The following is a 25,531-nucleotide window of genomic DNA, read 5'->3' as shown; positions in this document are numbered from 1 at the left end:
GGCCCACCAACGGCCGGCGAAGGCCAACCCGACTTGTTCACCCGGTCGTCCCGCCGGCCGGGGTTACGGTGGGCGGCGTGCGAATTGGACTGCTGACACGGGAGTACCCGCCGGAGGTCTACGGCGGGGCCGGCGTGCACGTCGGTTTTCTGGTGCCGAGATTGCGCGAGCTGGTCGACGTGGACGTGCACGCGTTCGGCGGGCCGCGCCCGGATGCCGTTGCCTACCAACCGGTTCCGGCGTTGGCGGCGGCGAACCCGGCGTTGGGCGTGCTGTCCGCGGACCTGGAGATCGCGGCCGCGCTGGGCGGCGTGGACCTCGCCCACTCGCACACCTGGTACGCCAACCTGGCGGGGCACCTGGCCAAGTTGCTGCACGGCGTGCCGCACGTGGTGACGGCGCACTCGCTGGAACCGCGCCGGCCGTGGAAGGCCGAACAGCTCGGCGGTGGCTACGGGATCTCGTCGTGGGTGGAGCGCTCGGCGTACGAGGCGGCGGACGCGATCATCGCGGTGAGCGAGGGGATGCGGACCGACGTGCTGGCCTGCTACCCGGCGCTGGACCCGGCGCGGGTGCACGTGGTGCGCAACGGGATCGACACCGCGCGGTACCGGCCGGTGCCCGAGGTGGACGCGCTGGAGCGGCACGGGATCGATCCGGACCGGCCGATCGTGACGTTCGTCGGGCGGATCACCCGGCAGAAGGGCGTCGGGCACCTGGTCGCCGCGGCGCACCGGATCTCGCACGACGCGCAGGTGGTGCTGTGCGCGGGCGCGCCGGACACGCCGGAGATCGCCGAGGAGACCCGGCGGGCGGTGGCCGAACTCGCGGCGGCCCGGCCGGGCGTGGTGTGGATCCGGGAGATGCTGCCCACGGCGGACGTCCGGCAGATCCTCGGCCACTCGGCGGTGTTCGTGTGCCCGTCGGTCTACGAGCCGCTGGGGATCGTGAACCTGGAGGCGATGGCGTGCGGGACGGCCGTCGTGGCCTCGGACGTGGGCGGCATCCCGGAGGTCGTGGAGCACGGCCGGACCGGGCTGCTGGTGCACTACGACGAGGACGACGTGGCGGCGTTCCGGGTCGGGTTGGCGGACGCGGTGAACGAGGTGCTGGCCGATCCGGCGCGGGCGCGGGCGTTCGGCGAGGCCGGGCGGGAGCGCGCGGTCCGCGAGTTCTCGTGGGAGCACGTGGCGGAGCGGACCGTGGCGGTCTACCGGGCGGCGCTGGGCGTGGCCTGACCGCGCGTCGGGTCACCGGTCGACAGGTGATGGGTGATGCCCGTCACAGCCGTTCGTGACAACCGGATCGCGTGGTGACCGCCTTTAACCAGTAGGGGATCGACTACTGGGGGCCACATGCGTTGGGTGCTGGGCCTGGTCGTGCTGCTCGCGGCCGGGTGCGCGGCGGTGCCGGAGCGGGCCGCCGCACCCGCGCTCACCATCGGGGGCCGGCCGGTGGTGGACCCGCAGGGCTTGCAGATGGAGGCGGAGGCCGAACTCAGCTACACGCTGAGCTTCGGCTACGTCGCCCGTGCCGGGCAGGCGGCGGTGAGCTGCTGGTTCGCCCGCGCCGGGCAGGCGGAGGAGGTCGACACCCGGCTGTGGTGCGGCCCGGTGCAGGTGCCGGGCACCGGCGCGACGACCGACTGGGTGCCGGTGCCGCTCAAGGAGGTGGAGCGGGGCGACGGCGGCGTCCGGCTGGAGGTCCAGCCGCCGCAGGTGCCCGCGCCGGGCAACCGCAGCACGCCGCTGGGCAAGCTGGTGCGCACGGACGGCCGGGAGGCCGAGGCCGACCAGGGCGTCGGCGAGGCGGGGCCGGACTTCCTGGCCGTGCTGCCCGACGACGGCCGCGCGCTGCCCGAGGCGTGCGGGACCGTCCGCGACGACCAGCTGGCGACCAGGATCACCGGCTACGGGAGCCCGGAGTCGTGGACCACCGACGAGGGCGAGCTGCGCGCCGAGCACGGGGTGCGGCTGCGCGTGCTGCGGCTGTCGGTGGAACGGCTGACCAAGACCGACACCGCGTTCGGGCAGGGCCCGTGGCAGGGCTGGGCGCCCCAGCCGCCGGAGCTGTTCCTGCAACTGCCCGGCCGGCGGCACCGGCTGGTCGTGGACCGCCTGCCGGAGACGGGTTCGGTGCTGGTCGTCTACACCGTCCCGGACGCGGGCGGGCCGGAGGCGCTGGTGCTCGACACCGTCGGCGCGCTGTCGCTGGAGCAGCGGATCGAGGTCCCGGGCGGCAAGCCGCTGACCGACGTGCCCGCCGTGCTGGGCCGCCCGGCCGGGCCCGCCGCACCGAGCCCGGTCTCGCTGCCGGTGAAGGTGGGCGACCGGGCGGGGGAGCTGGAGATCCCCCGGGTGCGCCTGGGGCGGCAGCGGCCGGTGAGCTTCGAGGACCGGTACGTGCTGGCCACCGCGTCCGCGCCGGACAAGGCGCTGCTGGAGCTGCGGTTGCAGGGGCGGGGGTTGCCGCAGGCGGCGGGCGCGACGGTCACCAAGGACCTGGTCGCGGTGACCCTCCCGGACGGCAGCCGGGCGCCGCAGGTCGGCGCGCGGCTGGGCGGGGACACGTTCCCGGTCGCGGTGGTGGTGGAGGTGCCGGCCGACGTCCGGTCGGTGAGCGTCTCGGTCACCTCGGGGCAGGTCCGGCTGCCGGTGGCCGGCGAGACCACCGTCGACGCGCCGACCCCGGTCACCGTCCCGCTGGACTTCTGAGCCGCCGGGGGCGCGCGGTCAGGTGGTGGACGGGCGGCCGGTCGTGATCACGTCGGCGTCGGGCGTCGGCGCGGGGGCCGGCCCGCCGGCACGGGCGGCGGTGCTCACCGCGAGGGCGGCCAGGGCCAGCCAGGCGAGCACCAGGACGACCAGGCCGGACCAGCCCCACGACTGGTAGGCGGTGCTGCCGGCCGTGCCGCCGGCGCTGGACCCCAGGTAGAAGGCGAACAGGTAGACGCCCGACGCGGGGCCCTTGGCCTTCGCCCGCGCGCCCACCCACGAACTGGCCACCGCGTGCACCGCGAAGAACCCGCCGGTGAAGACGACCAGGCCGGCGGCGATGGCGGCCAGGTTGTCCGGCACCGTGGCGACCGCGCCCAGCGCGGTGACGGCCAGCGCCGCCAGGGCGATCCGGGCGCGGCCGTGCCGGTCGGCGAGCCTGCCCGCCAGCGCCGAGCACGCGCCGCCCGCCGCGTAGGCCAGGAACACCAGCGACGCCACCCCGGGCGGCAGGGCCAGCCGGAACGCGACGACGTTGAACAGCGAGATGAACGCCGCCACGCCGAGCGTCGCCACGGCGTACTGGGCCAGCAGCACCCGGTCGGTGAACGCCGACCTGAGGCCGCGCTCCCGGCTCGTCGTCGGCTTGCCGGCCGGCAGGTAGACCGCCGTGACCGCGGCGCACACCAGGCTGAACCCCGCCACCAGCGCGAGCGCCCCGCGCCACCCGGCCCAGTCGGTGGCGATCCCGGCCAGCAGCCGGCCGATCATGCCGCCCGCGCTGTTGCCCGCGATCAGCGCGCCGATCGCCGCGCCCACCGCCTTGGCCTCGTCGGCCAGGAACGCCATCGCCACGGCCGGGATCCCCGCCGTCGCCAAGCCCTGCGACACCCGCAGCGCCAGGAACGCCGGGTAGGTCGGGGCGAGCGGCAGCAGCAGGCCGATCACCGCCGCCGCGAGCACGGACCACACGATCACCCTGCGCCGCCCGATGCGCTCGGCGAGCACCGCGCACGGGATCACGGCCACCGCGAGCGCGCCGGTCGCGGCGCTCACCGCGAGGGACGCCGAGCCGGGCCGGAGGTCGAACTCGGCGGCGATCTGCGGCAGGACCGGCTGCGGCGCGTACAGCAGGGCGAAGGTCGCCAAACCCGTGGCGACGGTGGCCGTGGTGAGGCGACTGGGCATGTTTCCGACGCTAAACTATGCGTCCAATACGGCATTCGGCCAAAATCAATACTGTGATGGATGAATTGGCCCCCAAGCTGGCGGTGCTCCGCGCGCTCGGGCGCGACGAGCACGTCACGCACGCCGCCGAGGCCGTCGGGGTCCCGCAGCCCACGGTCAGCCGCTGGCTGTCCGCCCTGGGCGACGCGCTCGGCTCGCCGGTCGTGGTGCGCAGCGGCCGGCGGGTGCGGCTGACCCGGGCCGGGCGGCTGCTGGCCGACGCCGCCGACCGGGCGCTGGCCGTGCTGGAGGCCGGGCACCGGGCCGCCGCCGAGGAGGTCGACCCGTCCCGGGGCCTGGTGGCGCTGGGTTTCCTGCACCTGCTGGGCCGCTCGCTGGTGCCCGAACTGGTGCGCGGGTTCCGGGCCGAGCACCCGCAGGTGCGGTTCCGGTTGGTCCAGGACTCGCGCCAGGCCGTGCTGGCGCACCTGGCGGCCGGGGTGGTCGACCTGGCCCTGGTCGCGCCGCCGCCGGACCGGCCGGGTTTCGCGCACACCGTCGTGCGCGAGCAGGAATTGGTGCTGGTGCTGCCACCCGGCCACCGGCTCGCCGACCGGGCCGCGGTGCGGGTCGCCGAACTCGCCGACGAGGACTTCGTGGGGCTGGAACGCGGCTACGGTCTGCGCCAGATCACCGACGACCTGTGCGCGGCGGCCGGTTTCACGCCCCGGCTGGCGTTCGAGGGGCAGGAGACCGAGACCGTGCGCGGCCTGGTCGCGGCCGGTCTGGGGGTGGCGCTGCTGCCGCACGCCGAGGGGCCGACCGGGCTGGTCGAACTCCCGCTGAGCCCCCGGGCCGCGCGGGAGATCGCCCTGGTCTGGCTCGCCGACGCCCCGGTGCCGCCGGCCGTGCGGGCGTTCCGGGAGCACATCACCGGTCAGTCGCGGTAGTGCTCCGCGAACTCGACCAGCGTGCGCGCGGCGAACCCGGACGCGCCGGCCACCACCTCGGCGTAGTTCTTGTCCGCGCGGGCGGGGCCCGCGATGTCCAGGTGGGCCCACGGCAGGCCGGCGGTGAACTCGCGCAGGAACAGGGCCGCGGTGATGCCGCCGGGGCCGGGCGGGATCTGCCGCAGGTCGGCGATGTCGCTCTTGACCGCGTCCGCGAGGTCGTCCGGCAGCGGCATCCGCCACCACGCCTCGCCGGTCCGCTCGCCGGCCGCGGCGACCCGCGCGGCGATCTCGTCGTCGCTGGCGAACAGGCCGCCGGTCCGGGTGCCGAGGGTGACCTTCATCGCACCGGTCAGGGTCGCGACGTCGACCAGGACGTCGGGCTTCAACTCCTGGACCGCGTACGCCAGCGCGTCGGCCAGCACCAGGCGGCCCTCGGCGTCGGTGTTGGTGACCTCGGTCGTCGTGCCGCCGTACTGCCGCACCACGTCGCCGGGCCGGTAGGCGGAGCCGGACACGTGGTTCTCCGCGCACGGCACCAGGCCGGTGACCCGGACCGGCAGGCCGCGCCGGGCGATGGCGACCAGCGCGCCGATCACCGCCGCGCCGCCCGCCATGTCGGTGCGCATCAGGTGCATGCCGTCGGCCGGCTTCACCGAGATGCCGCCGGTGTCGAAGGTGATGCCCTTGCCGACCAGCACCAGGTGCGGGGCGTCCGCCGGGGTGCCGGCCGGGCCGGACCAGGTCAGGTGGACCAGCCGGGGCGGGCGCGCCGAGCCGCCGCCGACCGCGAGCACACCGCCGAAACCCTCGCGGGCCAGCCACTTCTCGTCCCGGACCACGACCTCCAGGCCGGGCACGCCGGAGGCCGCCCTGTCCGCCGAGGCGGCCAGCCAGTCCGGGTCCTTCACGTTGGACGGCGCGTTGGTCAGGTCGCGGGCCAGCGAGGTCGCGCGCGCCAGGTCGACGGCGTGACGAACGTCATCCGCCGACGCGCCGACCAGCCGCAGCGACTTCACGCGCCTGGGCGCGGGCTCGCCGGTCACCTTGAACCGGTAGCCGCCCAGCGCCAGCCCCAGCACGAACGACCGCACGTCGGCGTCCCCGGTGAGCCGCACGTCGAAGGTGAGGCCGCCGTCCCGTTCGGCGGCGGCGTCCAGCGCGCGGGCCAGGGACGCGCCCGCCGTGCGCCAGTCGGACGGGGTCGCGTCGCCGATGCCGAGCACCCAGTGGCCGTCCCGCTCGTGCGTGGCACCCGCCGCGCCGGAGACACCGGCGGACACCTCGACGTCCTCACCACCCGGTCCGAGCAGCGGCGGCTCGCCCGCGGCGGCCAGCACCACCCGGCCCACGCCGCGCCGGAGGGAGCTGGCGGCCTCGACGGCGACGAGCGGGGCGGGCACGGGCAGGCGCACGGGGGACTCCTCGGGGGCTCGGGTGTTTCAGGACGAAGCGCAGCCCCGGTTCCACAGTGGAAACCGGGGCCTGACGTTTCTCGCTCCGGCTCAGCCAGCGGCTGCCTTGAGGGCGTCGCCCAGGGCGTTGGCCTCGTCCGCCGACATCTCGACGACTAGACGTCCCCCACCCTCAAGCGGAACGCGCATCACGATGCCACGCCCCTCCTTGGTGACCTCAAGGGGACCGTCGCCGGTCCGGGGCTTCATGGCCGCCATCGCGTGCTCCCTCCGTCAACATCTTCCCCGTCCGACCAGGGCCGGATACTCGGCCCATTCTCCCCTATGCGGACTCACCGGCGAAACCGAACCGATCTTTCCAACCGATCCGTGACTTGCCGACGATCTTCGCCTCCGCGCAGTTCAGCGCCAGGATCACCGTGCGCCAACGATTTTCGGCCGCGCATTCACCGTCATCCGGTCGTGACCAATTCCGCGGTCTGTGGCGTGTCGCGGGGTCGCCCTGACAGACTCCGATCTCGTGCGGGCACGTTCGGCGCTCTTCGACGTCTACGGCGGCCACCTCCGCGAGCGGGGTGGCGCCGCGACGATCGCCGCCCTCGTCCGGCTGCTCGAACCCCTCGACTTCGCGGCGCCGGCGGTGCGCACGGCGGTGTCCCGGACGGTGCGGCAGGGCTGGTTGGAGCCGGTGCGGCTGGCGTCCGGCCCCGGTTACGCGATGACGCCCCGGGCGGAGCGCCGGCTGGACGAGGCCGCCGCCCGCATCTACCGCACCCGGCCCTCCACCTGGGACGGTCGCTGGCACGTGGTGGTGCTGGAGGAGCTGCCCGCGCGCGAGGCCCGCGACCGGCTCGCCTCCTCGCTGCAACTGCTCGGCTACGGCGCGCTGGGCCCCGTGACGTGGATCGCACCGCGGCCGTCGCCGGAGCTGGCCGACGTGCTGGCCACCGAGGGTGTGGCGGCGAGCACGTTCCACGGCGAGCACGAGGGTGCGCCCGCCGACCTGGCCGCGCGGGCCTGGGACCTGGACACCCTCGGCGCGGACTACGCCCGGTTCGTGGCCGAGTGGGGGCCCGTGGTGTCCGCTGTGGACGGTTCGGACCCGGCGGCCGCGTTCGCCGCGTCCCAGCGGTTCCTGCACGCGTGGCGGAAGTTCCTGTTCCGCGACCCGGGGCTCCCCCGCGAGCTGCTGCCGGCCGACTGGCCGGGGCGGGCGGCGGCGGAGTTCTTCGACCGGCATACCGCGCGGCTCGCGCCCGCCGTGCGCCGGTTCGTGGACGACAGCCTGGGAATCGACAACACCGGAGGTCCTTGACGTGTCCGAACTCCTCATCGACGACGCTGACGGCGTTCGCACCCTCACCCTCAACCGCCCGGAGTCGTTCAACGCGTTCACCGTGGCGCTGAAGGAACAGCTCCTGGCGGCGGTCGGCGAGACCGCGCGCGACGAGTCGGTGCGCGCGGTGGTGATCACCGGGGCGGGGCGGGCGTTCTGCGCGGGCCAGGACCTCAAGGAGCACATCGGGCTGCTCGACGCGGGCGACCCGGCCCCGCTGCGCACCGTGGAGGAGCACTACAACCCGCTGGTCAAGGCGATCGTGGCGATGCCCAAGCCGGTGATCGCGGCGGTCAACGGCACGGCGGCGGGCGCGGGCGCGTCCCTGGCCTACGCGTGCGACCTGCGGATCGCGGCCGCGTCGGCGAAGTTCCTGATGGCGTTCGCGAACGTCGGCCTGACCGCGGACTCGGGCGCGTCCTGGACGTTGCCGAGGCTGATCGGGCACGGCCGGGCGATGGAGATGATGCTGCTGGCGCAGCCGGTCGGGGCCGAGGAGGCGCTGCGGATCGGCATGGTCAACCAGGTCGTGCCGGACGGCGAGGCGCTCGCCACCGCGCTGGAGCTGGCCCGCGGGCTCGCGGCCGGGCCGACCACCGCCTACGCCAAGATCAAGGAGGCGATGGCGTTCTCCGGCGGGCTGGCCGCCGCGCTGGAGGTCGAGGCGCGCACGCAGGCAGAAGCCGGGGCGACCGCCGACCACAAGGAGGCCGTGGCGGCGTTCGTGGCCAAGCGCCCGGCGCGGTTCACCGGGCGCTGACCGGTCGTTCAGCTCGCGCGGAAGCAGGCCGCGACGTGGTCGTCGACCATGCCGGTGGCCTGCATCAGCGCGTAGCACGTGGTGGGGCCCAGGAACACGAAGCCCCGGCGCTTGAGCTCCTTGGCCATCGCCTTGGACTCGGCGGTGACGGCGGGCACGTCCGCCGTCGTCGCCGGGCGTTCGTGGGTCTCCGGCGCGAACGACCAGAGCAGGTCGTCCAGCGGCACGTCCAGCTCGCCGACCGCGCGGGCGTTGTTGATCGTCGCGTTGATCTTGGCCCGGTTGCGGACGATGCCCGCGTCGGCCATCAGCCGGTCGAAGTCGTCCTGGCCGTACTCGGCGACGACCGAGGGCTCGAACCCGGCGAACGCGGTGCGGAAGTTCTCCCGCTTGCGCAGGATCGTGATCCAGGACAGGCCGGACTGGAAGGACTCCAGGGACATCCGCTCGAACATGGCCACGTCGCCGTGCAGCTCCACACCCCACTCGGTGTCGTGGTAGTCGTGGTAGTCCGGCGTGCTGTCGCCCCACGGGCAACGGATCATCGGTGGTACTCCCGGGCGAACTCGGCGAAGCGGCGCAGGGACCAGCGCACGCCGGGGGCGAACGCCAGGCCCAGCAGGGCGGGGATGTCCTCGGACCAGACGAACTCGCTGCGCCCGCCGTGCGGCACGACGCGGAACTCCGCGGTGCCCCGCACGACCCGACCGGTGTGCCGGACGGCGCAGCGGCGCGGCGGGTCCCACTCGGTGACCACCATGGTGTCGGTGAAGCCGATCGGGCCGAGGCCGGTGAACGCGGACAGCTCGGTGCCCACGCCGCGCCCGTCGCCGGCGGTCACCCGGACCTCGGTGCCGAGCATCCACTCGCCCTGGCGGGGCCAGTCGGTCAGCGCCGCCCAGGTGGTCTCGGCCGGGGCGGCCACCGGGACGGACAGCTCAAGCCGGGTCACGGGCGGCTTCCAGCTCGTCGACGCGGGTCTGGAGCCGGGCCACCTCCGCGGCCAGCCGTTCCAGGGCCCAGTCGACCTCGGTCATCTTGTAGCCCCGGAAGACCTGCTGGAACTGGAGACCTCGCACGTCGTCCGGGGAGACCGCGTCGGCGGGCAGCCTGGTCGGCGACGCGCCGGGCGGCAGCGGGGCGAGTTCCTCGCCGCGCCCGAAGACGAGTGAGGCCAGCAGGAACACCACGGCCGCCACGAGGACCATGACGACGAGGTAGATGAGCGCGGTGGTCACGGGAGGATCGTGGCACACGCGGTGTGGGGTGGGCGCGGGGAAACGGCGGAACGGCTCTCAGACCGCCGCGAACACCAGGCAGCGCCGGGCCGGCACGGCCGGCCGACCCATGATGACCAGGCAGACCGCGGTGGCCGCCCCGACCGGCGGGGACATCAGCAGCCGGCCCACGTCGACCTGCGCGGTGGCGACGGTGATCGCCGGGGTGGCGGCCACGTCGACGCCGACCGCGACCACGGCCACCGCCCCGGCGAGCCGGGCCAGGGTGAGCGCGCTGGTGCCGCGCCGGGCGAGCAGCCGGCCCACCAGCAGCGCGCACAGCGGTTCAGCTCCGACAGCACGTGCGCCGGCGGCAGCACCAGGATCAGCGTCCACAGGGTGTGCACGTCGTGCGCGAGGGCGAGCAGGCCCGGGCGATCCGGTGCACAGGCCCGAACTCGGCCACCGCGCGGCGTTGGGCCTGCTCGACGTCCAGGCCGCCGTCGGCGTAGGCCGCGGCGGCGTCGTCCAGGCTGTCGCGGGCTTCCGCGAGCAGGTCGTCCTTCACCTGCGCCGGTCCGCGCAGCCTGCGGTCCAGGCCGGACAGGTACTCGTCGATCACGCCTGCGCCGGCTGCGGCCCGCCTCCCAGCACGCCCTCGATCGCGGTGGTGAACTCGCGCCACGCGGTGCGCTCGGCGGCCAGCGCCCGTTGCCCCGCCTTGGTCAGCCGGTAGGTGCGGCGCTGCCGCCCGCCGACCGTGCTCCACTCGCCGGCCACCAGTCCGGCGGTCTCCAGCCGGCGCAGCGCCGGGTAGACGGTGCCGGTGGGCAGTTCCAGCGCGCCGCCGCTGCGCCGGTGCAGCGCGTCGATGATCGCGTAGCCGTGCAGCTGACCACCGTCGAGGGTGGCCAGCAACAACGCGTCGAGGTGGCCGCGCAGCGCGTCCGACTTCACAGGTAGGCAGTCTACGGGTGGCGGGATCCGGGGCACATCCGGAAAACCCGGACCCGGGCGGCACTGTCCGGCAACCTGGTGCACGCGCGGATGACGCGGTTCCGGGGCCGGATCTACGTGGTGAACTACGCGCTGGGCATCGCGACCGGGATCGTGATGGAGTTCCAGGTCGGGTGGGACCGGCTCGACCGGCGGGCGCAGCCGGCGCTGATCCGGCTGATCGCGCTCGCCGCGTACGCGTGAGCGTTGTGGATCATGGTCGCCAACGCGTTCCTCCAGCACCCCGTCTGGCACGAGGAGCGCGACGGTGTGCCGCGGCTGGGCGTGGTGATCACCTCGCCCGCCACGCCGGGCCTGATCGGGATGGGGTTCGCCCGGTTCCCGGTGCTCGGGCGGTTCCAGCCGGACAAGGCGACCGCCGCCGGCGCGGGTGCGGCCGGGCTCGGTTTCATGATCTAGATCGGGTTGGTACCGGGGCTGGTGAGCCGGCTGACCTTGCCGCTGCTGTAGCGCGACTGGGTGGTCAAGCTGCGCTTCCCGCTGCACCTGATGGTGATCGGCACCCCCGCTGCCGTTCGTCGCGGCGATCGGCGGGTGGCTGTTCCGGGAGATAGGGCGGCAGCCGTGGCTGGTCTACGGGTTGCTGCGAACCGAGGACGCGGTGTCGGACGTGAGCCGGGACGCGATGTTGTGCTCGTTCGTCGCCTTCACCGCCGTGTTCGCCGTGCCGGCGGTCGCCGACGGGGTGCTGATCGGCGCTGCTCGTCGCGGCGGGGTGGGTGTGCTGCTCGGCGACGTGCTGGGCGGGCCGGCGGTGCTGTGGGCGTTCGGGATCGTCGTGCTGTTCCTCTTGCACGGCGCGGTTTTCCTGTCCTGGCATTCGGCGGATCGGTGCGCGAACCCGCACACGGCTGGGTGGGCGCGGCAATCGCGTCGGCGTTGTTGGCCACCGCCTGGTCGTCAATGCGCCGGTCGCCTTATCGGCTGCTTTTCTTTGCACCGCAGCGGTGTGTGTCGTGCCGGTGCTCTCGCTGGTCGCGGGGTTCCAGTGGGCGACGTGGTGGATGTCCCGTGCGGCACGTTGACCGCCGGTACGTCGTCACGTCGGCGCTGCTGGGCGTGGTGACCGCCGTCCTGGTCCTGGCGCAGGCCGAACTGCTCGCGTCCGTGCTCGGCGGCGGGGCCGGCTCGGTGCCGCTGGTCGAACGGCGGGCTCGCTCGCCACCGCCGCACTCGCCGGCCTCGCCGTGGCCATGCGGTCCGACACCGCGCTGGTCTTCCTGGCGCGCGGCGAACCCGCCCACGTCGTGCTCGGCGCGGTGGCGGCCCTGGAGGTCGCCCCCCGTCACCGCGGCGCAGAGCTGGGCCGAAGCCCGCCCCTCGCTGACCAGGATCCGCGATGTCCTGGCCGCCCGACCACGACCACCACGGCGGCCGCTGGCGGATATCACCGCCCGCCGGACCGGCGTGGTCGGGCCCAGCGGCGCGGGCGAGAGCGCGTTGCTGCGCGACCTGGCCGGCGCGCACGTGTTCCACCGGACGGTCCGCGCCAACGTCGGGTTCGCCAAACCCGAGGCCACCCTGGCGGAACTGGACCGCGCGGCCCGGATCTCGGACCTCGACGTCGACTGGGACACCGTCGTCGGCGAGCACGGCACCGAGCTGTCCGGCGGCCGGCGGCTGATCCTGGCCCGCGCGCTGCTCGACGAACCCGTGGAGGGCCTGTCCCCGAGCCACGGCGACCGGGTGCCGGCCGCCGTCACCCAGCGCGGCCCGCACGCCCGGCTCGCGGCCGTTCCCGGCCACTACCGCGACCGCCGGCACGCCGAGCGAGCCCCGGCCACCCGGTGGTCCACAGTGGATCAGGCCAGCGCCCGCAGCACCTTCGCCGGCGGCCGGGTGCCCGCGATGCCGGCCACCATCTCCACCACCTGGCGGGTGCGCCGGACCTGGTGCGCCCGGAACACCTTCGCGCCCAGGAACGCCGCCACGGACGTCGCGGCGAGCGTCCCGTCCACCCGGTCGTCCAGGTCCGCGCCCAGCGTCTCGCCCACGAAGTCCTTGTTCGACAACGCCATCAGCACCGGCCACCCGGTGTCGACCAGCTCCCCCAACCGGCGCAGCAGCTCCAGGCCGTGCCAGGTGTTCTTGCCGAAGTCGTGCGTCGGGTCGATCAGCACGCCCTCGCGCGGCACGCCCAGGGCGACCATCCGCTCCGCGCGGGCCACCAGCTCGGCCACCACGGCCGCCACCACGTCCTCGTACTGGACGCGGTGCGGGTCGGTGCGCGGCGGCAGCCCGCCGGTGTGCGAGCACACGATGCCCACCCCGAACTCGGCCGCGACCTCGGCCAACCGGGGGTCCGCGCCCGCCCACGTGTCGTTGATGAGGTCCGCGCCGACCTCGCACACCGCGCGCCCGACCTCGTGCCGCCAGGTGTCGACGCTGATCACCAGGGACGGGTGGCGCTCGCGCACGGCGGCCACGAACGGGACCACCCGGCGGGCCTCCTCGACCGCGTCCACCGGCTCGCCCTTGGACCCCGCCTTGACCCCGCCGATGTCCACGACGTCCGCGCCCTCGGCCACCACCCGGTCGACGGCCGCCATCGCGGCCTCGTCGCCGAAGGTGGACCCCTTGTCGTAGAAGGAATCCCGCGTCCGGTTGACGATCGCCATCACCAGCGCGCGATCTTGGGGCACGTCCCGCTCGCCGAACCGCATGCCGCTCATCGTGCCACGTCCTCCGTGTGGGTGAACTGCGTCACAGCCCATTGCTACCCACGAGTAGGACTCTGCTTTACTCCCCGGTAACACCCTGCGTGATCCAGGTCACGGTCGAGGAGGACTGCGTGCGCCGGACGCTCACCCTGCTGCTCATCGCGATGACAGGTCTGGTCCTGGCCCCACCGGCTTGGGCGACCCCCGGTTTCACCGTCTCCTACGAGACCATCCCCGGCCAGGGCGGCACGCCGCTCAAGGCGTTCGTGGTCGAGCCGACCGGGCGCGGCGGCGGGCCGTTCCCGCTGCTCGTGCTGCCGTCGAGCTGGGGCGTGAACAACATCGAGTACGTCGGCGCGGCGGCCAAGCTCGCCTACCAGTCGGGCTACTCGGTGATCAGCTACACCAGCCGGGGCTTCCACGACTCGGCCGGCGAGATCGACGTGGCGGGCCCGGACACCGTGGCCGACGTGAGCCGGGTGATCGACTGGGGCATCGCGCACGCGGCCGGCGACCCGGCGAAGGTCGGCGTCGGCGGCATCTCCTACGGCGCCGGCCAGTCGCTGCTCGCCGCCGCGGCCGACCCGAGGGTCAAGGCGGTGGCGGCCCTGAGCACGTGGACCGACCTGGCCCGCTCGCTCTACCCGAACGAGACGGTCAGCGCGCAGGCCGTGGAACTCCTGCTCGCCGCCGGCCACCTGACCGGCCGGCCCGGTCCGGTGCTGCGCGAGGCCGAGGCCGCCTACCGGCAGGACCGGTTCGCCGACGTGCTGCCGATCTCGCCGCCGCGCTCCCCCGCGTCGAAGGTGGACGGCATCAAGGCCGCCGTGCTGATCGGCAACGCCTGGAACGACGGCCTGTTCCCGCCCGGCCAGGTCACCGACTTCTTCCAGCGGCTGCCCGGCCCCAAGCGGCTGATGCTCTCGCCCGGCGACCACGCCACTGCGGAGGCGTTCGGCGCGGCGGGCCTGCCCAACGAGATCTGGGACTCGGTGGGCCGCTGGTTCGACCGCCACCTCAAGGCCATCGACAACGGCATCGACCGCGAAGCCCCCGTGCAGCTCAAGCCCAACAACGGCGGCGGCTGGCGCTCTTACGCGTCCTGGCCGGCCGTGACCGCCACGACCGACACCGTGGCGCTGGCCGGCGACCGCATCGGCACCGGGTGGCCCACCATCGCCGAGAGCGGAACGGTCCTGGTCACCGGCGCGTTGCAGGGCTTCCTGAACATCCCGACGGGCGTCGCCACCCCGTTGATCGACCGCAACGCGGCAGCGGTGTGGCGCGGCCCGGTCCAGCGGAGCCGCACGACCGTCGCCGGCACCCCGCGCGCGCACCTCACCGTGACCACGACGGCCCCCAGGACCAGCCTGTTCGCCTACCTCTACGAGGTGAACGCGCTCGGCCTGGGCGCGCTCGTCACCCACAAACCGATCACCCTGCCGCCGGGCACCCGCACCGTCGACCTGGACCTGGAACCGACCGTGTGGGACGTGGCCGCCGGCAACCGCCTGGTGCTGGTCGTGGACACCGTCGACCTGCGCTACGGCGGCAAGAGCACGCTCGGGTCCACCGTCACGTTCGGCGCGGACTCCCGGCTCACCGTCCCCCGAAGCTGACAGCACCTGACAGGTACCGCTGCCACCCTCCACCGCATGGAATCGAAGTTCACCATCACCCGCTGGGACGACACGATCGCCGACGAGACCGAGCCCCGGCTCGGCCGCGTCACGGTGGGCAAGACCTTCACCGGTGCCCTCGACGGCACGAGCACGGCCGAACTCACCACCTGCCAACCGGTGGGGGGTTCGGCCGGCTACGTGGCGATCGAGAAGTTCCAGGGCAGCCTGGACGGCCGCGCGGGCACGTTCGTCTTCCAGCACGCCGCCACCACGTCGGCCGCCGGGCCCGCGTTCTACGGCGTGATCATCCCCGACTCCGGCACCGGCGAACTCGTCGGCATCACCGGCACCGTCAAGGTGGAGCACGAGCTGATCACCCTGGACTACACCCTCGGCTGACCGCGCCGTCAGGCGGTGGGCTCACCGGGCGGCGGCCCCACCGGACCGCCCCCGGGTCGACCCGCGCAGGCGTCCAACGCGGTGCCCACGTCCTGCGCCACCACCAGCAGGTCCAGCGCGAACTGCGACACGAACCCGCGCTCGCGCAGCTCGGCGAGCCACGCGAGCAGCCCCGAGTAGTGGCCGTCGACGTCCAGTAGCACCACGGGTTTCGCGTGCATCGCCAACACCCGCGCCGTCCAGACCTCGAACAGCTCCTCGGCGGTGCCGATGCCACCCGGCAACGCCAGGAACGCGTCGCCGTGCGCCTCCATCAACGCCTTGCGGTCCCGCATGGTGTCCACGCGCAGCAGGTCGTCCGCGTCCTCGTCGGCCCACTCCCGGTCCACCAGCGCGTGCGGGATGACGCCGACGGTGCGTGCGCCGCCTTTTCGCGCCGCCTCCGCGACCGCGCCCATCATCGACGTCCGACCGCCGCCCCACACCAGCGACCAGCCGCGACGCGCGATCTCCGCGCCCACCTCGGTGGCCAGCGCGAGGTACGACTCCGGCACGCCGCGACGCGAGCCGCAGTACACCGTCACGGCCGTCAATGCGCGTCCGCCCACGCCTGGTGCGCCTCCAGGACCACCCGCACCGCGTCGTCGATGTCGTCGGTCAGGTGCAGCAGCCCGAGGTCCTTGTCGCCGACCTTGCCGCCGCCCATCACCGAGTCCTTCACCCAGTCGTAGAGGCCCTGCCAGTAGGACTTGCCGAACAGCACCACCGGGAACTTGGTGACCTTCTTGGTCTGCACCAGGGTGAGCGCCTCGAACAGCTCGTCCAGCGTGCCGAACCCGCCCGGCAGGCAGATGAACGCCTGCGAGTACTTGATGAACATGGTCTTGCGGACGAAGAAGTAGCGGAAGTTCACGCCGAGGTCGACCCACGGGTTCAGGCCCTGCTCGAACGGCAGCTCGATGCCCAGCCCGACGGAGAACCCGCCCGCCTCCGAGCAGCCCCGGTTGACCGCCTCCATCGCGCCCGGACCGCCGCCGGTGATCACCGCGAACCCGGCCTCGGCCAGCGCGCCGCCGAGCTTGCGCCCGGTCTCGTACTCGGGGTGGTCGCGGCCGGTGCGCGCGGAGCCGAACACGGTCACCGCGCTGGGCACCTCGGCCAGCGCCCCGAAGCCCTCCACGAACTCGGCCTGGATCCGCAGCACCCGCCAGGGGTCGGTGTGCACCCAGTCCGTCGGGCCGCGCGAGTCGAGCAGCCGCTGGTCGGTGGTGGTCAGCTCCTCACGGCGCTTGCGGCGCAGGACGACCGGTCCGCGCTGCTTCTCCTTGGGGTGCTCGTCGACGCCGTTCTGGTCACTCATTGGCGCGAGTCTATCCCCGTGATCAGCCCTCGTTCAGGAAGCGGTGCAACACTTCCCGGCACTGTCGGATCTGGTTCACCGGGACGTTCTCCTGCCGGGTGTGGGCGAGCGTCGGGTCACCCGGCCCGAAGTTCACCGCGGGCATCCCCAGCGCCGCGAACCGCGCCACGTCCGTCCACCCGAGCTTGGCCACCGGCGTGCCGCCGGCGGCCCGGACCAGCTCCTGCGCCGCCTCGGCGCCCAACCCGGGCAGCGCCCCGGCGGCGAAGTCCGTCACCACGAGGTCGAACCCCGAGAACACCTCGCGCAGGTGCGCCTCGGCCTGCTCCGGCGTCCGGTCCGGCGCGAACCGGTGGTTGACCGACAGGACGCACGAGTCCGGCACCACGTTCCCGGCCACGCCGCCGGCGATCTTCACCGCCTGCAGCCCCTCCCGGTACACGCACCCGTCGATGTCCACGGTGCGCGCCTGGTACGCCTCCAGCCGCCGCAACGCCTCGCCCACCGCGTGGATCGCGTTGACGCCCATCCACCCGCGCGCGGTGTGCGCCCGGGCCCCGGACGTGCGCAGCTCGACCCGCATCGTCCCCTGGCACCCCGCCTCGATGACGGCGTTCGACGGCTCGCACACGATCGCCAGGTCCGCGTCCAGCCAGGAGCGCAGCTCCCGCTCGATCCGCCCGAGCCCGTTGCGCGCCGCCTCGACCTCCTCGCAGTCGTAGAACACGAACGTGAGGTCGTGCCGGGGGCGGTCGACGGTCGCGGCGAGGTTGAGCATCACCGCGTCACCGCCCTTCATGTCGCACGTGCCCAGCCCGTGCAGCACGCCGTCCACCAGCCGTGACGGCAGGTTGTCGTTCACCGGGACGGTGTCCAGGTGCCCGGCGAGGATCACCCGCCCGGCCAGGCCGAGGTTCGTGCGGGCCAGCACCGAGTTCCCGGACCGGATCACCTCCAGCCCGGTCTGCGCGCGCAGCGAGCGCTCCACCAGGTCGGCGAGTTCGGCCTCCTCGCCGGAAACGCTGGGCACGTCCACCAGCGCGGCGGTCAGCTCGACGGGATCGGCAGCGAGGTGCAAGGTGTCGGCCACGCGCGGCAGGTTACCGTTTGGTCCCGTGAGCACCGCAAACCCCACCGGCGCGTACGGCGTCGGCCTGGCCACCGTCACCTCCACCGGTTCCGTGCTGGACGTCTGGTTCCCGTCGCCGAAGCTCGGCGAGGCGCAAGCGGGCACGGTCCGGCTGTCCGCCGCCGAGGTCGCCGCCGAACTGGGCGAACCCGCGGCCCGCCAACTCGGCGAGGACACCGACCGCGACGTGGAGGTGGTCGGCGTCCGGGTGGGCATCGCCGCGCTGACCGACAACCCCGCCGACACCTACGACACGTACCTGCGCCTGCACCTGCTGTCGGCCCGCCTGGTCCGCCCGCACGGCCAGAGCCTGGACGGCGTGTTCGGCCTGCTCAACAACGTCGTGTGGACCAACTACGGCCCGTGCGCGGTGGAGGGCTTCGAGGAGACCCGCCTCAAGCTGCGCGCCCGTGGCCCGGTGACCGTCTACGGGGTGGACAAGTTCCCCCGGATGGTGGACTACGTCGTGCCGAGCGGCGTCCGCATCGCCGACGCGGACCGCGTGCGCCTGGGCGCGCACCTGGCGTCCGGCACGACGGTCATGCACGAGGGCTTCGTGAACTTCAACGCCGGCACCCTGGGCGCGTCGATGGTCGAGGGCCGCATCTCGGCCGGCGTGGTCGTCGGCGACGGCTCGGACATCGGCGGCGGCGCGTCGGTGATGGGCACCCTGTCCGGCGGCGGCAAGCAGGTCATCGCCATCGGCGAACGCTGCCTGATCGGCGCGAACGGCGGCGTGGGCATCTCCCTGGGCGACGACACCGTCGTGGAGGCCGGCCTCTACATCACCGCCGGCACCAAGATCACCGCCGACGACGGCACGGTGGTGAAGGCCGCCACCCTCTCCGGCGTCCCGAACCTGCTGTTCATCCGCGACTCCACCACCGGGGCCATCAAGGTCAAGCCCCGCAAGGGCACCGGCGTGGAGCTGAACGCCGCTCTCCACTCCAACGACTGATCCGTCGGGCGGCGACGCCCGGCGGCTGGAGGGCCACGGGTTCGAGGTGGTCGGCGTCGACGTCGACCACCTCCCCGCCAGAGATGCATAAAGGATTCATATAAACCTGCTATGTTCCCGGCGTGAGCAGCCGAGACGCCGCGCACGGCGCTTCCGACGCCATCGGGTCGGCCCTCTACGGCCTGGCCACCAGGGCCGTGCGCCGGCTTCCCCGCGACCTGAGCCTGACCTCCGCCGCCACCCTGGCCACCCTGGACCGGACCGGCCCGCGACGGATCACCGACCTGGCGGCGGCCGAGGGCGTCACCCAGCCCGCGATGACCGTCCTGGTCCGGGTGATGGAGGAGTCCGGGCTGGTCGAGCGGAAGGGCGATCCGTCCGACAAGCGGGTCACGCTGGTGCGCCTGACCGAGGCCGGCGCGGCGTACGTCCGGACGCGGCACCGGGCGGGCGTCGACGCCTACGCGCGGTTGGTCGACCAGCTCACCGGCGACGAGGTCGAGGCCCTGGCAGCGGCCCTGCCGGCGCTGCTGCACCTGGCGGAGCTGGAAAGCCGCGCCCGAGCGGGGTCGGACCGGTGAGCACGGCCCCGATCCGCTCCGGGGCACGTCCGCTGGTCCCCTCCCTGGTGTTCGTCGCCCTGGTCGTGGCGGCGGTCGCCAGCCTCGGCACCCCGCTCATCACCAGCGTGGCGACCACGTTCCACGTCCCCCTCGACAGCGCGCAGTGGACGCTGACCATCTCCCTGCTCAGCGGTGCCGTCGCCACACCCGTCCTCGGCCGGCTGGGAGCCGGTCCGCACCGGCGGGCCGCGATCCTCGCCACGCTGGCGGTCGTCGTCGTCGGCAGCGCGCTCACCGTGCTGCCGCTGCCGTTCGCCTGGCTGGTCGTGGGCAGAGCGGCCCAGGGCGTCGGGCTCGGTCTGACGGCGCTGATGATGGGCGTGGCCCGCGACCACCTCCCCGAGGAGATCAGCGCGGCGACGATCGCGCTGATCTCCGTGGTCTCCATCATCGGGGCCGGCGTCGGCTACCCGCTGGCCGCGCTGCTCGCCGAGTTCGGCGGGCTGCGGGCCGCCTACGGCCTCGGCCTGCTCGTCACGGCCATCGCCTTCGTGACCGCGTGGCGCTCCGTGCCCGAGGCTCCCGCAGGCCGCTCCGCCCGCGTGAACGTGGTCGGCGCGGTCGTCCTGGCGGGTGGACTGCTCCTCGTCCTGTTCCTGGCCGGCGAGAGGGACCTGTGGAGCCGGCACCTCGCCGTGGCGGCGACCCTGGCCGGCACCGCCGTGCTCCTGCTCTGCGCCTGGACCGTTTCCGAACTGCGGACCAAGACGCCCCTGGTCGACGTCCGCGCGGTGCGGCACCCGGCGGTCGCCGGGGCGAACATCGCCATGTTCGTCGGCGGGAGCGGCATGTACCTCCTGCTCACGCTCATCACCCGCTACGCGCAGACGCCGCACAGCGCCGGCTACGGCTTCGGGCTGACCACCTTCGCGGCGGGGCTGGTCCTCGTCCCGTTCTCCGTGCTGGGGTTCGTCGCCGGCAAGCTCACGCAGCGGGTCCGCGACCGGGTCGACGGCCCCCTGCTCCTGGCCGGCAGCGCCGCCGTCGTCGGCGGCGGGTTCGTCCTGTTCGCCACCGCCCGGTCCGGCCTGGCCGAACTGCTCGTGGCCATGGGCGTGCTGGGCTTCGGCGTCGGCGGCTTCTCGGCCGCCGTGCCCGGCGTCATCCTGGCCGTCACCCCCAAGAGCGAGACGTCCAGCGCCATGGGCTTCAACTACGTCGTCCGCAGCGTCGGGTACGCCCTGGGCAGCGCCATCGGCGGGCTGGTCCTGGCCGCCGGCACCGCCACGGGCCGCCTCTTCCCGAACGACGACGCCTACACGACGGCGGCCATGATCGGCGTCGCCGCGATGGCGATCACGACGACGACCGCCCTCGCCCTCGCCCTCGCCCGCCGACGCCCACCCGAGACCGACCCGCAAGTCGGACGCACCCATCCCGACACAGGAGGTTCCATGCCCAAGGGCTACTGGATCAGCGCCTACCGCACCATCGCGGACCCCGAGAAGCTGGCCGCCTACACCGCGCTGGCCGGTCCGGCCGTCAAGGCCGCGGGCGGGCGGCTGCTCGCGCGCGGCGGCCGGGTCGTCGCACACGACGCCGGAATCGCCGAGCGCACCGTCCTGATCGAGTTCGACAGCTTCGAACAGGCGGTCGCCGCCCACGCGACCGAGGCTTACCAGGAGGCGCTGGCCGTGCTCGCCGACGGCGTCGAGCGCGACTTCCGCATCATCGAGGGCCTCGACTGACGAACCGAGGCCGCGCGGGGCCGTGCTCGGGTCGCTCCCGAGCGCGGACCCGACGAGTCAGGAAAGCCGCTCCACCGCGGCCTCGACCCGCTCGTCCGAGGCCGTCAACGCGATCCGCACGTGCCGATCACCCGTGGGCCCGTAGAACGTCCCAGGCGCCACCAGGATCCCCAGCGACGCGAGCCACCCCACCGTGTCCCACGCGTTCTCGTCGCGCGAAGACCACAGGTACAACCCGGCCTCCGAGTGGTCGACCGCGAACCCGGCCGCCTTCAACGCCGGCAGCAGCAGTTCCCGCCGACGCCCGTACCGCGACCGCTGCACCGCCACGTGCGCGTCGTCGCCCAACGCCGCGGTGATCGCCGCCTGCACCGGCCGGGGCACGATCATCCCGGCGTGCTTGCGCACCTCCAGCAGCGTCGCCACCAACCGGGGGTCGCCGGTCACGAACCCGGCCCGGTACCCGGCCAGGCTGGACGACTTGGACAGCGAGTGGACCGCCAACAGGCCCTCGAACGACCCGTCGCACACCACGTCCCGCAGCACCGACACCGGAGCCGAGTCCCACGGCAGCGCGAGGTAGCACTCGTCGGACGCGACGACCGCACCCACCTCGCGGGCGTCCGCGACGGCCTGCGCCAGCGCGGCGGCCGACTGCACCCGCCCGGTGGGGTTGGACGGCGAGTTGAGCCAGAGCAGCTTCGTGCCGACCGGCGGCGGCTCGCCGTCGGCCAGCCGCGCCACGGTCGCCCCGGCCAGCCGCGCGCCGACCTCGTAGGTCGGGTAGGCCAGGGCCGGGATCGCCACCACGTCGCCGGGGCCGATCCCGAGCAGCGTGGGCAGCCAGGCGACGAGTTCCTTGGAGCCGATGGTCGGCAGCACGGCCCTCGGGTCCAGGCCCGTCACGCCGTGCCGGCGGGCGAGCGCGCCCACGACGGCTTCGCGCAGTTCCGGCGTGCCGTGCGTGGTCGGGTAGCCCGGTTCGGCGGCGACCGAGGACAGGGCGGCCTGGATGATCTCCGGCACCGGGTCGACCGGGGTGCCCACGGACAAGTCGACCACGCCGCCGGGGTGCGTGCGCGCCTTGGCGGCGTGGTCGGCCAGTGAGTCCCAGGGGAAGTCCGGGAGCCGCTTCGTCACTCGTGCGACGCCTGCGGCGGGAGGACCTTCACGAAGTCCGGGTCCGCGCTGACCTTGCCCACCTTGGACGCGCCGCCGGGAGAGCCGAGTTCGTCGAAGAAGTCCACGTTCGCCTTCGTGTACTCCTTCCACTCGTCCGGGACGTCGTCCTCGTAGTAGATGGCCTCGACGGGACAAACCGGCTCACAAGCACCACAGTCGACGCACTCATCCGGGTGGATGTAGAGCATCCGGTCGCCTTCGTAGATGCAGTCGACGGGGCACTCTTCGATGCACGCCTTGTCGAGCACGTCCACGCACGGCTGGGCGATCACATAGGTCACTGCTGCTCTCCTGCTCTTGTTCTGGTCCACACCGCGCAAGCCGGAGAGTACGCGGCGAGTCCGATTGTCCAACGCTCAGGCTTGCCTTATCAGCACCGTGCTCCACCTCACAGGACACCGTCTACCAGGGCGGAGGACGATGCGGGGGTGAATCAGTCGAACGAACTGGAGCACCGGTGCGCGGACGCCTGGCCCGCACTGCGGGACGTGCCCCTGGGCGAGTGGCGGCTGCGCGCCGCCGGCGGTTTCACCGGTCGGGCGAACAGCGCCCTGACCACCGGTTCCCCGGGCCTGCCCATCCCCGAGGCGCTCCGCGAGGTCCGCGAGTTCGCCGCCCGCAACGCCATCGGGCCCACCGCCCACGTGGTCGTCGGCTCGCCCTCCGAGGCCGCGGTCGAAGCCGCCGGGTGGCGGGTCGACGTGGACCACCCCGGTGGAGCGGAATCCCTGGTCCTGACCGGCCGGCCGGATGCCTTCGCCACCCCGAAGGGCCGCGGGGTGGGCGTCTGGACCACCCCGACGTCCGCATGGTGGGAACTCACCGCCCAGCACGAGCCCACGCCCGCCCAGCGGCACGTGCTGGGCAGCGGCGACGTGGTCGGCTTCGGATCGGTGGTGCACGACGGCCGGCTGGTCGCGGCGGCGCGCGGCGCGGTCGTGGGCGACCTGCTGCACATCGCACGGCTGACCGTCCGGCCCGAGGCCCGTCGCAGCGGTGTGGCACGTGCCCTGATGGGCGGGCTGGCGTCGTGGGGCGTGGCGAACGGGGCGGCGCGCTGCGCGCTCCAGGTGGCCGAGCACAACACCCCGGCCCTCAAGCTGTACGCCTCTTTGGGCTGCACCGAACACCACCGCTACCGGTACTGGGTCCCCGCCTAGGGGCGGACCGGCTACTCGGGCTCCGGCTGCTCGGCCTGCGTCCCCGCCTCGCTGACGCCACCCCCGCCGACCACCTCGCCACCACCGGCAGCCGTGTCCACCACCGGGTCCACCACTGGGTCCACCACGGGCTGGGCCGCGAACCACTCGTACGCCGCCGCCCGCACCCGCCGCAGCGCCGACCGCTCCCCCAGGTAGTCGCCCACCACGCCCACCAGCGGCAACATCCCCAACGCCTGGTGGTAGAACCGGCCCTGCGGCCGCTTGTCCAGCTCGTTCTCCAGCCGCCACAGCACCTTGGCGAGCTTCCACACCGTCCGCCCGATGGCCCGCAACGTCGAGCGCCGCCCCGGCTCCGAGGTCAACTCCGAGGTCAGCTCCTCGGTCGCCCGGTCCTCCGCCCGGACGTCCACCGCGAGCCCGTCGACCTCCCGCTGGAACAGCACCCAGGCGAGCAGCCGCACCCGGTCCTCGACCGAGGTGAACCCGTGCTCCCCGGCCATCGCCGACAGCAGCAGCCCCTGCCCGGCGGCCCCGAGCGTCGACTGGATCGGCAACCGGTCGGCCAGCGCACCGCCCACCCCGGGCAGCGCCGCGAGCAGCGACAGCAGCCGCCCCACCCGGTCGAGCCACCAGGAGTCGCGCTGCTCGACGGTCATGGCGGCCCACGCCGCCGTGCCCGGCACCTTCACCTTCGCGAGCTGGTCCCACAGCCGCTCGACGAGCTGCCGGTCCGCCCCGGCCTCCGCCGTGCGGTCGCGCAGGCCGAGCAGGTTGGTCTCCCGGAGGGTGTCCAGCAGGGGCCCGGTCGCCCGCACGAACGGCCGCAGCGCCCGCACCACGTCCCGATCAGTGATCGCCGGCACGGGCCACCCTCCCCAGGAACGCCCCGAGCGCGACCGCGCCCGGCAGCGCGCCGCCCGCGAACAGCACCAGCGTCCGCCAGTCGTTGAGCAGGACCACGTCACCGCCCGGCCCGAACAGCCCGAAGAACAGCAGCGTCGCGAACCACACCAGCAACGGCGCGGCGGCGGTCAGCGCCCGGTCGGCGTACCAGGACGCGAACACCACCAGCAGCGGCGTGGTCACGATCGCCACCAGCACCGTCACCGGGAACTGGTAGTCGGAGACCTTGGGCAGCAACGTGCCGTCGAAGCGCATCGGCAGGAAGAACAGCTCCAGCACGGCCAGCACGAACGCCTCGACCATCAGCACCCCGACGGCCACCCGCCCGCCGACCCGGTCGCCCGCCCGCCGACCCTCGGGCGGCCCGGACCGCTCACCCACCTCGACGCTCCGACTCAATCGAGACCTCCGAACAGGTCCGTCTCCGCTCCGTCCGCCGAGCCCCGCGCGAGCACGTAGTACTCCGCCTGCACGACGGGCTGGGCGATGCCGTTGGACAGCGCGTACGCCGCACGTGCGCCGTCCTGCCACACGCTGACCTGCGTCGAGTGCGCGCGCAAGGCCCGCAGCTTCGCGACCAGGTGGTCGGAGACGTCGATCGTGGTGGTGATCCCGGCGTCGTCGGTGACCGGCAGCTCGCCGGGCTCGGGCAGCCGCCACGGCAGGTCGTCCCAGGTCGCCAGCGCCGCCGCGCCGGCCTCGGTCGCCGACCGGGAGGTCACCGCGTGGAACACCCGGTCCACGTCGCCGGCCGCCGCCGTGGTGATCTCGTGCGCCCGGATGTGGTCCGGGTGGCCGTACCCGCCGAACGCGTCGTAGGTGACGACGACCTGCGGTCTCACCGACGCGATGATCGCCGACAGCTCGGCGGCCTGGTCGTCCAGCGACCCCCGGGTGAACGCGCGCGGGTGGTCGTTGGCGGGCACGCCGGCCATGCCCGAGTCCCGCCAGCGGCCGATGCCGCCGAGGAACCGGTGGTCGGTCACGCCCAGGGCGGCGCACGCGGACCGGAGTTCGGCGACCCGGTAGCCGCCCAGCTGGTCCGCCGCGCCGGCGGCCAGTTCGCCCAGTGCGGGCGGGATGATCTCGCCCTCCTCGCCGAGGGTGCAGGTGACCACGGTGACGTGCACGCCGGTCGCCGCGTAGCGGGCGATGGTGCCGCCCGTCCACAGGCTTTCGTCGTCAGGGTGTGCGTGTACCAGCAGCAGCCGTGGTGGAGCAGTCAGCGTCACCGGATCAGCGTAGAGACCTGGTCCGACAACGACGTC

General features: G+C 73.8%; 32 protein-coding genes and 1 pseudogene. 15 read left to right on the top strand and 18 right to left on the bottom strand.

Going from position 1 to position 25,531, the window contains the following annotated elements:
• Positions 1 to 77: 77 nt before the first annotated feature.
• A complete protein-coding gene (gene glgA, locus AC0HI0_RS39885; protein WP_480928641.1) occupies positions 78 to 1,238 on the top strand; it encodes a glycogen synthase in 1,161 nt (386 codons plus the stop codon).
• A gap of 117 nt (positions 1,239 to 1,355) precedes the next feature.
• Complete coding sequence (locus tag AC0HI0_RS39880; RefSeq protein WP_480928640.1) at positions 1,356 to 2,714, top strand: hypothetical protein; 1,359 nt, start codon at positions 1,356 to 1,358, stop codon at positions 2,712 to 2,714.
• An 18-nt stretch (positions 2,715 to 2,732) separates the two neighbouring features.
• Here AC0HI0_RS39880 and AC0HI0_RS39875 read toward each other — a convergent pair whose 3' ends face one another.
• Complete coding sequence (locus AC0HI0_RS39875) at positions 2,733 to 3,902, bottom strand: MFS transporter (RefSeq protein WP_480928639.1); 1,170 nt, start codon at positions 3,900 to 3,902, stop codon at positions 2,733 to 2,735.
• A 56-nt stretch (positions 3,903 to 3,958) separates the two neighbouring features.
• Between AC0HI0_RS39875 and AC0HI0_RS39870 the strand changes: the two genes are divergently transcribed.
• Positions 3,959 to 4,831, top strand: coding sequence for a LysR family transcriptional regulator (locus tag AC0HI0_RS39870; protein ID WP_480934496.1), 873 nt, complete (start codon positions 3,959 to 3,961; stop codon positions 4,829 to 4,831).
• On the opposite strand, the gene AC0HI0_RS39865 is transcribed toward AC0HI0_RS39870, so the two are convergent.
• A complete protein-coding gene (locus AC0HI0_RS39865; protein ID WP_480928638.1) occupies positions 4,819 to 6,246 on the bottom strand; it encodes a leucyl aminopeptidase family protein in 1,428 nt (475 codons plus the stop codon). The genes AC0HI0_RS39870 and AC0HI0_RS39865 overlap by 13 nt on opposite strands.
• Positions 6,247 to 6,336: 90 nt before the next feature.
• The gene (locus AC0HI0_RS39860; RefSeq protein WP_012783412.1) at positions 6,337 to 6,504 is read right to left on the bottom strand and encodes a DUF3117 domain-containing protein; all 168 of its coding nucleotides are present in this window, start codon (positions 6,502 to 6,504) and stop codon (positions 6,337 to 6,339) included.
• Positions 6,505 to 6,766: 262 nt separating this feature from the next.
• On the opposite strand from AC0HI0_RS39860, the gene AC0HI0_RS39855 reads away from it, so the two are divergent.
• A complete protein-coding gene (locus tag AC0HI0_RS39855; RefSeq protein WP_480928637.1) occupies positions 6,767 to 7,561 on the top strand; it encodes a PaaX family transcriptional regulator in 795 nt (264 codons plus the stop codon).
• Position 7,562: 1 nt separating this feature from the next.
• Positions 7,563 to 8,342: an enoyl-CoA hydratase-related protein gene (locus AC0HI0_RS39850; protein WP_480928636.1), complete on the top strand. Its 780-nt coding sequence runs from the start codon at positions 7,563 to 7,565 to the stop codon at positions 8,340 to 8,342.
• A gap of 8 nt (positions 8,343 to 8,350) precedes the next feature.
• Here AC0HI0_RS39850 and AC0HI0_RS39845 read toward each other — a convergent pair whose 3' ends face one another.
• Genes AC0HI0_RS39845 through AC0HI0_RS39820 form a run of 6 tightly spaced genes read right to left on the bottom strand, consistent with a single transcriptional unit; the run spans position 8,351 to position 10,516 of the window.
• A complete protein-coding gene (locus AC0HI0_RS39845; RefSeq protein ID WP_480928635.1) occupies positions 8,351 to 8,887 on the bottom strand; it encodes a DNA-3-methyladenine glycosylase I in 537 nt (178 codons plus the stop codon).
• Positions 8,884 to 9,294 (bottom strand): SRPBCC family protein, encoded by a 411-nt coding sequence (locus tag AC0HI0_RS39840; RefSeq protein ID WP_480928634.1) that lies wholly within the window; start codon positions 9,292 to 9,294, stop codon positions 8,884 to 8,886. Before AC0HI0_RS39840 ends, AC0HI0_RS39845 begins: the two co-directional genes overlap by 4 nt.
• On the bottom strand, positions 9,281 to 9,580 hold the full coding sequence (locus tag AC0HI0_RS39835) for a DivIVA domain-containing protein (protein ID WP_480928633.1): 300 nt from the start codon (positions 9,578 to 9,580) through the stop codon (positions 9,281 to 9,283). The genes AC0HI0_RS39840 and AC0HI0_RS39835 overlap by 14 nt, the downstream gene beginning before the upstream one ends.
• Positions 9,581 to 9,637: 57 nt before the next feature.
• Positions 9,638 to 9,955, bottom strand: coding sequence for a hypothetical protein (locus AC0HI0_RS39830; protein WP_480928632.1), 318 nt, complete (start codon positions 9,953 to 9,955; stop codon positions 9,638 to 9,640).
• On the bottom strand, positions 9,945 to 10,181 hold the full coding sequence (locus AC0HI0_RS39825; RefSeq protein ID WP_480928631.1) for a permease prefix domain 1-containing protein: 237 nt from the start codon (positions 10,179 to 10,181) through the stop codon (positions 9,945 to 9,947). The genes AC0HI0_RS39830 and AC0HI0_RS39825 overlap by 11 nt, the downstream gene beginning before the upstream one ends.
• Positions 10,178 to 10,516, bottom strand: coding sequence for a PadR family transcriptional regulator (locus tag AC0HI0_RS39820; protein WP_480928630.1), 339 nt, complete (start codon positions 10,514 to 10,516; stop codon positions 10,178 to 10,180). Before AC0HI0_RS39820 ends, AC0HI0_RS39825 begins: the two co-directional genes overlap by 4 nt.
• A gap of 36 nt (positions 10,517 to 10,552) precedes the next feature.
• Between AC0HI0_RS39820 and AC0HI0_RS39815 the strand changes: the two genes are divergently transcribed.
• The 3 genes from AC0HI0_RS39815 to AC0HI0_RS39805 all read left to right on the top strand — a co-directional run bounded on the left by AC0HI0_RS39815 (position 10,553) and on the right by AC0HI0_RS39805 (position 11,642).
• The gene (locus tag AC0HI0_RS39815) at positions 10,553 to 10,759 is read left to right on the top strand and encodes a cytochrome ubiquinol oxidase subunit I (RefSeq protein WP_480934495.1); all 207 of its coding nucleotides are present in this window, start codon (positions 10,553 to 10,555) and stop codon (positions 10,757 to 10,759) included.
• Positions 10,760 to 10,771: 12 nt separating this feature from the next.
• On the top strand, positions 10,772 to 10,975 hold the full coding sequence (locus tag AC0HI0_RS39810; protein WP_480928629.1) for a hypothetical protein: 204 nt from the start codon (positions 10,772 to 10,774) through the stop codon (positions 10,973 to 10,975).
• 109 nt (positions 10,976 to 11,084) lie between these two features.
• Positions 11,085 to 11,642, top strand: a complete 558-nt coding sequence (locus tag AC0HI0_RS39805; protein ID WP_480934494.1) for a cytochrome ubiquinol oxidase subunit I — start codon at positions 11,085 to 11,087, stop codon at positions 11,640 to 11,642.
• Positions 11,643 to 12,378: 736 nt separating this feature from the next.
• Here AC0HI0_RS39805 and folP read toward each other — a convergent pair.
• On the bottom strand, positions 12,379 to 13,248 hold the full coding sequence (folP, locus tag AC0HI0_RS39800; protein WP_480928628.1) for a dihydropteroate synthase: 870 nt from the start codon (positions 13,246 to 13,248) through the stop codon (positions 12,379 to 12,381).
• An 89-nt stretch (positions 13,249 to 13,337) separates the two neighbouring features.
• On the opposite strand from folP, the gene AC0HI0_RS39795 reads away from it, so the two are divergent.
• Together AC0HI0_RS39795 and AC0HI0_RS39790 are read left to right on the top strand one after the other, a co-directional pair.
• Positions 13,338 to 14,855, top strand: coding sequence for a CocE/NonD family hydrolase (locus AC0HI0_RS39795; RefSeq protein ID WP_480928627.1), 1,518 nt, complete (start codon positions 13,338 to 13,340; stop codon positions 14,853 to 14,855).
• Between the two features lie 36 nt (positions 14,856 to 14,891).
• Positions 14,892 to 15,257 carry a DUF3224 domain-containing protein gene (locus AC0HI0_RS39790; protein WP_480928626.1) on the top strand — a complete coding sequence of 122 codons (366 nt, stop codon included), beginning with the start codon at positions 14,892 to 14,894 and terminating at the stop codon, positions 15,255 to 15,257.
• Between the two features lie 8 nt (positions 15,258 to 15,265).
• Here AC0HI0_RS39790 and AC0HI0_RS39785 read toward each other — a convergent pair whose 3' ends face one another.
• The 3 genes from AC0HI0_RS39785 to dapE are packed head-to-tail and all read right to left on the bottom strand — an operon-like array spanning position 15,266 to position 17,707.
• The gene (locus tag AC0HI0_RS39785; RefSeq protein ID WP_480928625.1) at positions 15,266 to 15,841 is read right to left on the bottom strand and encodes an LOG family protein; all 576 of its coding nucleotides are present in this window, start codon (positions 15,839 to 15,841) and stop codon (positions 15,266 to 15,268) included.
• A gap of 5 nt (positions 15,842 to 15,846) precedes the next feature.
• Entirely contained in the window at positions 15,847 to 16,617 is a 771-nt protein-coding gene (locus AC0HI0_RS39780; RefSeq protein WP_480928624.1) for an LOG family protein, read from the bottom strand.
• A 22-nt stretch (positions 16,618 to 16,639) separates the two neighbouring features.
• Positions 16,640 to 17,707, bottom strand: coding sequence for a succinyl-diaminopimelate desuccinylase (gene dapE, locus AC0HI0_RS39775; protein WP_480928623.1), 1,068 nt, complete (start codon positions 17,705 to 17,707; stop codon positions 16,640 to 16,642).
• A gap of 25 nt (positions 17,708 to 17,732) precedes the next feature.
• On the opposite strand from dapE, the gene dapD reads away from it, so the two are divergent.
• The 4 genes and pseudogenes from dapD to AC0HI0_RS39755 all read left to right on the top strand — a co-directional run bounded on the left by dapD (position 17,733) and on the right by AC0HI0_RS39755 (position 21,015).
• Positions 17,733 to 18,704 (top strand): 2,3,4,5-tetrahydropyridine-2,6-dicarboxylate N-succinyltransferase, encoded by a 972-nt coding sequence (gene dapD, locus AC0HI0_RS39770; RefSeq protein WP_480928622.1) that lies wholly within the window; start codon positions 17,733 to 17,735, stop codon positions 18,702 to 18,704.
• A gap of 122 nt (positions 18,705 to 18,826) precedes the next feature.
• Positions 18,827 to 19,285, top strand: a complete 459-nt coding sequence (locus AC0HI0_RS39765) for a MarR family winged helix-turn-helix transcriptional regulator (protein WP_480928621.1) — start codon at positions 18,827 to 18,829, stop codon at positions 19,283 to 19,285.
• Positions 19,282 to 20,691, top strand: a pseudogene (locus AC0HI0_RS39760) (MFS transporter); the annotation flags it as partial. The gene AC0HI0_RS39765 and the pseudogene AC0HI0_RS39760, both read left to right, overlap by 4 nt.
• A 30-nt stretch (positions 20,692 to 20,721) precedes the next feature.
• Entirely contained in the window at positions 20,722 to 21,015 is a 294-nt protein-coding gene (locus AC0HI0_RS39755; RefSeq protein WP_480934493.1) for a DUF1330 domain-containing protein, read from the top strand.
• Positions 21,016 to 21,072: 57 nt separating this feature from the next.
• Here the strand turns inward: AC0HI0_RS39755 and dapC are convergent, their stop codons facing one another.
• Positions 21,073 to 22,155 (bottom strand): succinyldiaminopimelate transaminase, encoded by a 1,083-nt coding sequence (gene dapC, locus AC0HI0_RS39750; RefSeq protein ID WP_480928620.1) that lies wholly within the window; start codon positions 22,153 to 22,155, stop codon positions 21,073 to 21,075.
• Positions 22,152 to 22,478: a ferredoxin gene (gene fdxA, locus AC0HI0_RS39745; protein WP_480928619.1), complete on the bottom strand. Its 327-nt coding sequence runs from the start codon at positions 22,476 to 22,478 to the stop codon at positions 22,152 to 22,154. Before fdxA ends, dapC begins: the two co-directional genes overlap by 4 nt.
• A gap of 147 nt (positions 22,479 to 22,625) precedes the next feature.
• On the opposite strand from fdxA, the gene AC0HI0_RS39740 reads away from it, so the two are divergent.
• The gene (locus tag AC0HI0_RS39740; protein WP_480928618.1) at positions 22,626 to 23,357 is read left to right on the top strand and encodes a GNAT family N-acetyltransferase; all 732 of its coding nucleotides are present in this window, start codon (positions 22,626 to 22,628) and stop codon (positions 23,355 to 23,357) included.
• 11 nt (positions 23,358 to 23,368) lie between these two features.
• On the opposite strand, the gene AC0HI0_RS39735 is transcribed toward AC0HI0_RS39740, so the two are convergent.
• The 3 genes from AC0HI0_RS39735 to mshB all read right to left on the bottom strand — a co-directional run bounded on the left by AC0HI0_RS39735 (position 23,369) and on the right by mshB (position 25,495).
• Positions 23,369 to 24,223 carry a hypothetical protein gene (locus tag AC0HI0_RS39735; RefSeq protein WP_480928617.1) on the bottom strand — a complete coding sequence of 285 codons (855 nt, stop codon included), beginning with the start codon at positions 24,221 to 24,223 and terminating at the stop codon, positions 23,369 to 23,371.
• Positions 24,207 to 24,566: a hypothetical protein gene (locus AC0HI0_RS39730; protein WP_480934492.1), complete on the bottom strand. Its 360-nt coding sequence runs from the start codon at positions 24,564 to 24,566 to the stop codon at positions 24,207 to 24,209. The genes AC0HI0_RS39735 and AC0HI0_RS39730 overlap by 17 nt, the downstream gene beginning before the upstream one ends.
• Positions 24,567 to 24,658: 92 nt before the next feature.
• Positions 24,659 to 25,495, bottom strand: coding sequence for an N-acetyl-1-D-myo-inositol-2-amino-2-deoxy-alpha-D-glucopyranoside deacetylase (gene mshB, locus AC0HI0_RS39725; RefSeq protein WP_480928616.1), 837 nt, complete (start codon positions 25,493 to 25,495; stop codon positions 24,659 to 24,661).
• Positions 25,496 to 25,531 lie beyond the last annotated feature (36 nt).

The sequence above is a fragment of the Saccharothrix sp. NBAS 001 genome, assembly GCF_056640475.1.
This window is presented reverse-complemented; position numbering and strand designations above follow the sequence as displayed.